This window comes from Amycolatopsis sp. NPDC058278 (genome assembly GCF_042881395.1).
Classification (GTDB): domain Bacteria; phylum Actinomycetota; class Actinomycetes; order Mycobacteriales; family Pseudonocardiaceae; genus Amycolatopsis.
Window position 1 is genome coordinate 1 of the sequence record NZ_JBHVXZ010000223.1, and the last position, 7,395, is coordinate 7,395.

General features: G+C 69.6%; 7 protein-coding genes. 3 read left to right on the plus strand and 4 right to left on the minus strand.

The window, feature by feature from the left end; all coding sequences use genetic code 11:
- The 4 genes from ACFVYA_RS48725 to ACFVYA_RS48740 all read right to left on the minus strand — a co-directional run.
- Window positions 1-441 (minus strand): hypothetical protein (locus tag ACFVYA_RS48725; RefSeq protein WP_387055330.1); only part of this gene is annotated, 441 nt, incomplete at its 3' end.
- Window positions 442-1,111: 670 nt separating this feature from the next.
- Window positions 1,112-1,492, minus strand: a complete 381-nt coding sequence (locus ACFVYA_RS48730) for a hypothetical protein (RefSeq protein ID WP_387055332.1) — start codon at window positions 1,490-1,492, stop codon at window positions 1,112-1,114.
- A 216-nt stretch (window positions 1,493-1,708) separates the two neighbouring features.
- On the minus strand, window positions 1,709-2,701 hold the full coding sequence (locus tag ACFVYA_RS48735) for a phosphotransferase family protein (protein ID WP_387055335.1): 993 nt from the start codon (window positions 2,699-2,701) through the stop codon (window positions 1,709-1,711).
- A 36-nt stretch (window positions 2,702-2,737) separates the two neighbouring features.
- Entirely contained in the window at window positions 2,738-5,356 is a 2,619-nt protein-coding gene (locus tag ACFVYA_RS48740; RefSeq protein ID WP_387055337.1) for an ATP-binding protein, read from the minus strand.
- A gap of 102 nt (window positions 5,357-5,458) precedes the next feature.
- On the opposite strand from ACFVYA_RS48740, the gene ACFVYA_RS48745 reads away from it, so the two are divergent.
- The 3 genes from ACFVYA_RS48745 (at window position 5,459) to ACFVYA_RS48755 (ending at window position 7,232) form a co-directional block, all read left to right on the plus strand.
- The gene (locus ACFVYA_RS48745) at window positions 5,459-5,737 is read left to right on the plus strand and encodes a hypothetical protein (protein ID WP_387055339.1); all 279 of its coding nucleotides are present in this window, start codon (window positions 5,459-5,461) and stop codon (window positions 5,735-5,737) included.
- Between the two features lie 301 nt (window positions 5,738-6,038).
- On the plus strand, window positions 6,039-6,641 hold the full coding sequence (locus tag ACFVYA_RS48750; protein ID WP_387055341.1) for a hypothetical protein: 603 nt from the start codon (window positions 6,039-6,041) through the stop codon (window positions 6,639-6,641).
- A gap of 159 nt (window positions 6,642-6,800) precedes the next feature.
- On the plus strand, window positions 6,801-7,232 hold the full coding sequence (locus tag ACFVYA_RS48755; protein WP_387055343.1) for a hypothetical protein: 432 nt from the start codon (window positions 6,801-6,803) through the stop codon (window positions 7,230-7,232).
- The last annotated feature ends 163 nt before the right edge of the window (window positions 7,233-7,395 follow it).

Genomic DNA, 7,395 nt, shown 5'->3' on the forward strand with positions numbered 1-7,395 from the left:
GCTTCCGGTGAGGGTGACCGCACCGTGGTTGAGGATGCCGCCGCCGTCGCCGACGACGTTGCCGTGGGTGAAGGCGACTCCGGTGGTGAGGGTGAGGTTGCCGGTCGGGCTGACTTCGGCGATGCGGAACATGCCGAGACCGGCCAGGGAGGCGTTGGTGATGGTGGCGGGGCCGGTCATCTCGATCGGGGTGGTGATGACGGGGAGCGCGTTGGCGGCGCCGCCGTGGGCGGTGGTCATGCCGTAGGTGCAGCCACCGGCCAGGACGAGGGTGTCGGAGGTGGGGGTGGAGTTGGCCAGGTTCACCGCCGCGACCAGAGCGTTTTCGCTGCAGGCCACCGGAATGGTGATGGCCTGCGCCACCGGAGCCAGTGCGACCAGGCCTCCGGTCGCGACGGTGGCCCCGAACAGGGCTCGGGCAATGGGACGGACATGTCGCATGACGTCTTTTCCTGGAACACAGGGGAACGGCACCGAGGTCCAGGGCGGTAACGGTAAATCCTACCCTTTAGGCCGGGTGATCGATACCCCACGCCCCCATATGGAGGTATTCGCAGTCGCTTGAAATCGCGCCCGAATCTGTTTGCTGTGACCTGGAAACGGAATTCGGGCTGTCGTCGAGAGAGGCCGGTGAGCGGTCCTACGGCGCGCGATGTCGCCCTCCGCCGGTCCGGGGAGTTCGGCGGCCGCGTGGTTTCCGGGCCGGCGGTGCGGTAACGGCGATGACGTCCTGGTCGTCGACCCAGGAGACCGAGGGCGTGCGGCTGTCGTCGGCGATGACGGGGACACGGACGCCGCGGGGGCCGAACTCGGTCCGGCCGGCGAGGGTGCCGGTCTGTGGCGAGTGCGGATCCGTTCCGGTGAACGTGACTTGCCAACTCCCGAAGCTGAACGCGATCTGCCGTCGCGGCGGGCTTGGGCTCTCCGGCGCGCCGCGGTCCAGATCCTCTGCCGTCATCAGCTTCTCCTCGCACGGTGGTGCGCGCCACGCAGGGCGTGGAACGGCGGACGTGCCGAGGTCTGGGGCAGTCTGGGCAGCGTAGGCGCTTTGTGCCGTCCGGAAGGAAGAATCCCCCGGATGAGTGACCCACGGGTGCGGGCCGGCGGCGATTCAGTTCCGGGCACGTTCGTCGAAGCCGGGTGGCTGGGCGTCGACGATGTCGGTGGCCCGGATCAGGCTTGCCTGCTCATCGGAGGCGGCCCCCTGCGGGCGGATGGGTACCCAGGTGGTGCTGGTGTGCTCGTCGCGCAGACTGTGCCCGGCGACCGTACCGATGTGCTCACGCCACAGCGGTGCCGAGCACGACGCCGGCCCGGTCCAACCGACGCGGCTGCGGTAGCGGACGAGCCAGCCGGGAGGGTAACCACCGCCGTGGCGCGTGGGCCAAGCCCGGTGCGTGCCGCCCGCCGTCTGGCCCGCACCTTGCCGATCGGTCCGCTCGCCGTCCACCGTCACCCGCCTTCGCTCGCGGTGCACCGGGGTGCACGCCATCGATCGCCGGGGTCCGGGGCGCGGCCTTCCAGCCTAGGACAGGCAGGGCCGGGAGCGTTTCACCCGGGCGGGTGGTTTCCCGCGAGGCGGCCCGGCCCCGGTCACGAGGGGTTCCTCCACAGTGGACGGCAGGTCCGCAGATCGCCGCTGGGCGAGCACGTGATGTGGCGTCCATTGGGGACCCGGGTGGCGCGGGAGATCGCGTCGTCGAGCCGGCTACGTCAGCGGGAGAAGCGCCAGCGCCTCTTGCGCGTTGTGCTCGGCGATCCCCTGCATGACCGCGCGATCGGGGAAGTCCCCGTCGAGGAGACGCAGCGGGCCGGCCACCAGCGACAGGCGCATCGCGAGCAGGTAGAGGTCGAGCCGCCGCGGGTCGAGGCCGGGCCGGGCCAGTGCGGGGTAGTGCTTGCCGAAACGGAGCCGGAGGAAGACGTGCTCCCACTCGACGTCGAAGTACATCAAGCCTTCGATGTCGATCAGCACAGGGTGCCCCTCGGCATCGATCAGGACGTGGTCGGGGCCGAGTTCTCCGTGGATCAGCCCGTACTCCGCGCGAGGGCGCACCCGGCCGGCCAGTTCCCGCAGACGGTCGCGCAACGCGGTGCCGGCTGCTGCGATCCGCCCGTCGCGCCCGGCCGCCTCCTCGAGGTCCCGCAGAGCGCGGTCGAGGACCCGCCGCTCGCACGAGACCTCGGACACCGCTGCGCCCCGCTCCAGCAGGTCGACCCGGCCGTAGTGCCGGCCCGGCTGCCGGTGCATCACCTGGAGCAGCTCGGCGAGCTCGCCCAGGGCTTTCGCGGCACGCGTGTGATCGGTTTCGAAGAGTGCTTCGAGCGTTCCACCGGAGACGTCCTCGACCACGGCGACGTCCGCGGGGTAGCGGCGCCGGCTGTCATCCACCCGGTGTATCCGCGGGACCCGCGTCCCGAGCCCGGCCAACGTCCGCTGCGCGGCCAAGAACGTGGCCAGACCGGAGGCGGGCGCGAACGGATCGGCCGGGTGGGCCTCCTGCTCACCAGACCAGAAGTTCTCGGCTTCGGCCCAGCTGTAGACGATCACGCTGGACGTGCGGGTTCCGTCGAGGCGGACCCGGTACACCCCCTTCTTGGTGCCTCCGCGCAACCGGTCCACCGCGACCACGCGGCATTCCGCACCCAGCGCGTCGCGCACCAGCTCCGACAGGCCTTCGACGTCAGCGAATCGCCTCATCCGCGGCATCCACCGAACTCGCGCAGACGACCACCACTACGCACCGGCCAGGCTCGCGACAACAGTCCTCACCGCCTTCGCCTCCGGAGCCTTCAGCTCGTCGAACACGGCCAATGCCTCCCGCAGCCGCGCGACGCCGTCCGCGACGTCCACGGCTTTCAAAGCGCACCGCCCCAGCCCTTCGAGCGCTCGTCCTTCCTGCAGCCGGATCCCGATGGCTCTCGACTGGTGAAGGGCTTGACGATAGAGCTCGGCGGGATCGCCCGCTTCGGGCCACGCCAGGGCGAGGCCACCGAGGTTGTTGAGGTTTTCGGCCTGCCACGCCCGGTCGTCGCCGAACAGAACCTGAGCGCGCTTCAGGTACATCAGCGACAGCCTGAAGTTGCCACCCGCGTGGTGCAGCCGGCCGAGGTTGTTCAGGGCCACCGCCTCACGGGTTCGGCTGTCCAACCGGCTGTAGATGATCTGGGCGCTGCTGTAGCAACCATCGGCCATTCCGTAGTCGCCGCGTTCGAAATACATGCGGCCGAGGTTGTTGAGCGCTCTGGCTTCGGTGTACCGGTCACCCAGCTCCCGGGACCGGGAAAGCACTTGATCGAATATGTCGATCGCGCTCGCATAGTCTCCGCAGACGCCGTAAGTGCAGCCGATGCAGAGCAAGCTCAAGGCTTCGCCGAGCCTGTTGCCGAGCTCGACGTACAGTGCGAGAGCCCGTTCGCCGTCAGCTCGGGCGGCGTCATGCCGCCCGAGCCGGAACTGCACGCTCGCGAGGCTGACGAGTGCTCCGGCGATACCGAACGGATTCTCCAGCCTTTCGTACAGCGCACGGGCGCGAGTGAGGTACTCGATCGCCTCCGGGTACTCGGAGAGCTCCATGCGGGCGAACCCGATTTCGGTCAGTGCCGCGGCTTCGCCGAGCCGGTCGCCGGACCTGGCGTACAAGTCCCGTGCGCGGATCAGGTCTCCGACCGCTGCGGGGTGGTCGCCGAGCAGGCTCTGCACCCGGCCCAGGTCCGCGCGGGTGGCTGCTTCATCCGTGAGATTGCCCGCCGCTTGTTCCGCGGCCAGCACGGCCTGGTCGATCCGGTGGGCGTCATGCCAGTATCCGTGCTGCTCGAGATAGGGGTGGAGCGCGACCGCGAGTTCCGCGGCCCGGTGCAGGTCGTCGTGGGCCGCGGCATAGGTGATGCAGGCACCGAGGTTGGCGCGTTCCGCGCTCAACCAGGCGATCGCCTCGCCTTCCGACTCGAATTCGTGGGTCCCCACCGGCGGCTGCGCGGCGATCTCCGGGCGCGGGCCGCGGGTGGCGACGAATCGAGTCGCCGACCTGACCGCGTGGAGATAGTGGTCGAGCAGCCGTTCGAAGGCTTTGTCGTCACCGTCTTCGCCACTGAGGGTGAGACTGTAGGCCCGGGTCAGATCGTGCAGGCGATAGCGACCGGGAGCCACTTCTTCCAGCAGGTGGTTGAGGTACAGCGCGTCGAGGTGTTCCCCGGTCGGTTCCCGGTCTTCGCCGTCGAGCGCCGCCGCCGCGCGGGCCTCGATCTGGGCGCCGGGATGGAGGCCGAGGCGGCGGAAGAGCCGTTTCTCCTTCGGGCTCAAGTCCCGGTAGGAGAGGTCGAACGCTGCCGCCACGGTTCGATTGCCCGCGCGGAGCATCGTGATCCGGTTGCGGGAGCGCCTGAGGTCGTCGGCCAGCTGCTCGGGCGTCCAGCAGGGGTGGTTCCGCAGCCGGCCGGCCGTGAGGGCGATGGCCAGCGGCAGGTACCCACACATCGCCATCAGCTCGGCCACGGCCCGGGGATCGTGTCGATGCGCACCGGTGTAGCGCTGGAACATCGCGGCGGCGTCTTGCGGCGGGAGGGTCTGCAACGAGACCGGGCAGGCGTCGCCGACGGACTCGATCCGACGCCGGCTGGTGACCAGTACGAGGCTTCCGGGACCGCCGGGCAGCAGCGGCCGGACTTGCTCGTCGTCGACGGCGTCGTCGAGCAGCAGCAGGATCTTCCGCCCGGCCAGCTTCTCCCGCCACAACCGGGCACGATCGTCCAGGCCGGCGGGAATGTCGATCGCGGGGACACCCCAGAGGAGCAGCAGCGAAGCCAGGGCGTCACCGGGATCCACGGGTGCTTGCCCGGGACTGTGGCCGTGCAGCTCGAGGAAGACCTGGCCGTCGGGGAAGTAGCCGGCGAGCCGGTAGGCGGCGCGGACCGCGAACGTCGTCTTCCCGATGCCCGGCATGCCGTCCACGACGTGGACGGCCATCCCCAGCGTGCCGTGGCCCGCGGCGGTGGACACCGTCGCGGTGAGCTCGGCCAGCTCCCGGCCACGGCCGGTGAAGGCCGGCAGGTCACGGGGCAGCGTGGAGCGGCCGCTCGTCGAGACCGGGAAGGGCACCGCTTCCGGCCGCCGTGGCGGTGGCCCGGCTTCCGCCGGAACGAGCTCTTCGGTACCCGGCGGATACGGGTGATCCGGCAGGCTGATCCAGCCGACGGTCACGGTCTCCTTCACGGCCACGTGCACCGGTCGAAACGTCGCGGAGTCCACAATCGTGCTGCTGCGGACGACTTCGTCGAAGAACCACGTCGAAGTGATCAGCGCGAGCGTCCCCGGCGATCCGGCCAGGGCGTTCTTGAGCTGAGGGGCCTCGATCAAGCGAAATGCCTGATTGATCGCGGGGCCGGTCGCTCCTTGGTCGTCGTAGGCGACTTCTCCCGCGTGAAGTGCCATTCGCAGCCGGATTCGCTCCTCCGCCCGGTGCGTTTCATTGTGCCGCCGGAGTTCCCTGGCGAGGGACAGCGAAAGAACTTCGACGAAGGGACCTTTGAGGACCTGCGCCGGCACGAGCACGAGAGTTCCGTCGCCGGTGCTCTCGTGCCTGCAGTCGAACCACGGCACCCCCGCCTCCTTGAAGGCTCGACGCAGCGCGAGGTCGAGCCCTTGTCGAACCACCAGCCGGTGCGGCGTGGTCCTGCTCTGGTGACCGTAACCTTCGATATCCACCGCGAGGACCGTGCGATGGACGACCAGTCGTGAGTGCTCCATTTTCCCCCACACGCACTTGTCCAGGATTCGAGTGTATGGATGAGCCCCTCGGGGCGGCCATCCTGAAGTCGCCGAACGGCGCCTCGGAGCGGATGAATGGTCTCGGGTAAAACGGAAGTAAAAGTCAGCGGCGAGCGAAGTTCAACATCAACTGAGCGTGGCGCTCATTGGCCGTTGGACAGCAATTCCGGCCGGCACGCCTCCGGGACGGCCGACGCCCACGGCCACGCGCTCCGGCCGGAGGCGCGCAAACGAGCTTCCACGGTCGAAGGTCGCCGATGCAGGCCCATCCGTGGGTGTCGAGCGCTATCTCGAAACCGTCCGCCACGACCCGGTTCGGCTGCGGGCCTTCATGCTGGACCTGCCCAAGGGCGGCGACCTGCACAGTCATCTGTCCGGAGCGGCATCGACCGAGCTGCTGATCTCCCTGGCCGCCCAGGACGGGCTCTGCATCCACACCACGACGTTCGTCGCGGCGGCCGGGCCGTGCGGTGCGGGTCAGCGTCCCGCCGCGGACACCTCGTCGGATCCGGCTTTCCGCCGGGCCGTGCTGATGGCGTGGTCGATGGAGGGGTTCCAGGCGGGGCAAGGCGAATCGGGGCACGACCACTTCTTCGCCACCTTCGGCAAGTTCGGCGCGGTCACCGACTACCGCCTGCGCTACCGCGACCTGAAGACCCTGGCCCGCACCGGCCTGGACCACGCGTTCCTCGACGGCGCGTCCCTGTGGCGCAGCCCGGACACCTTCGTCCCGGCCACACCGTGCGCCCGCGACCGGCTGGCCGCACCCCACCCCGGCCCGGGCTGCCGGACGTTCCTCGCCGGCAGTCCGAAAGCGAGCCTGCAATGGCAGCAGGAAGCCAGGTTCGCCGCGTTCGAGCACCGTTACCGCTGATTCCGGCACGACCTGGGGGAAGGAAATCCGTATGTCTTCATGGCGGCGTTGTGTTTCGATTCTGTTCCTGGTCCTCGCCTCCGCCGGCTTCGCACCACCCGCCCAGGCGGTGGCCTCCAGGACCGAGGCGCCGGCATCTACGTCAGCGTCGCGGTCGACTTGGGGATCGCTCCCCGCAACCGGGTGCGGGTGACCGGCACGCTGCGCGACAGCTCCGGGTTGCTCATCCTTGTGCCCGGTGACCCGGCGGCCGTCGTCGTGCACGGCAACGGGCCCGCCGTCCGGCCGCGGCTGCTCGCCGCCGGCGCCGTCGGCGAGAACTCCGAGGGGCAGCTGGTGCGCGTGATCGCCACGATCACCCGAGCGCCGACGCCGGATCTGCCGTACGGAACCAAGTTCGTCGTCGACGACGGCTCGGGCGAACTCACCATCTTCGTCAACACCCGGACCGGCATCGACCTCACCGGGCTCACCGCCGGCCGGGCCGTCAGCGTGACCGGTTTCAGCAGCCAATTCGACACCCACTACGAAATCGACCCACGATTCCCGGCCGATGTCACCGCATGCCCATCGAGGAAAGGGATGTCATGAAAGCCGGCTACTCCGATCGCACCGACCAAGAATTCCTGAACGGCATGGTGGACAGCATCAACCGGCACCGGGCGAAGCACGGCGTCCCGCCGGCCCAGTGACCGGAGCGGCCCACCCCCCCCACCCGCCGGGCGGCGCCGGAGCCCCCCAAGGCCCCCCCCCC

What these genes read in the sequence shown, in the direction of transcription:
- ACFVYA_RS48730 (WP_387055332.1), bottom strand. Translation starts at nt 1,492, where the DNA reads ATGGCGTGCACCCCGGTGCACCGCGAGCGAAGGCGGGTGACGGTGGAC.
- ACFVYA_RS48735 (WP_387055335.1), bottom strand. Translation starts at nt 2,701, where the DNA reads ATGAGGCGATTCGCTGACGTCGAAGGCCTGTCGGAGCTGGTGCGCGAC.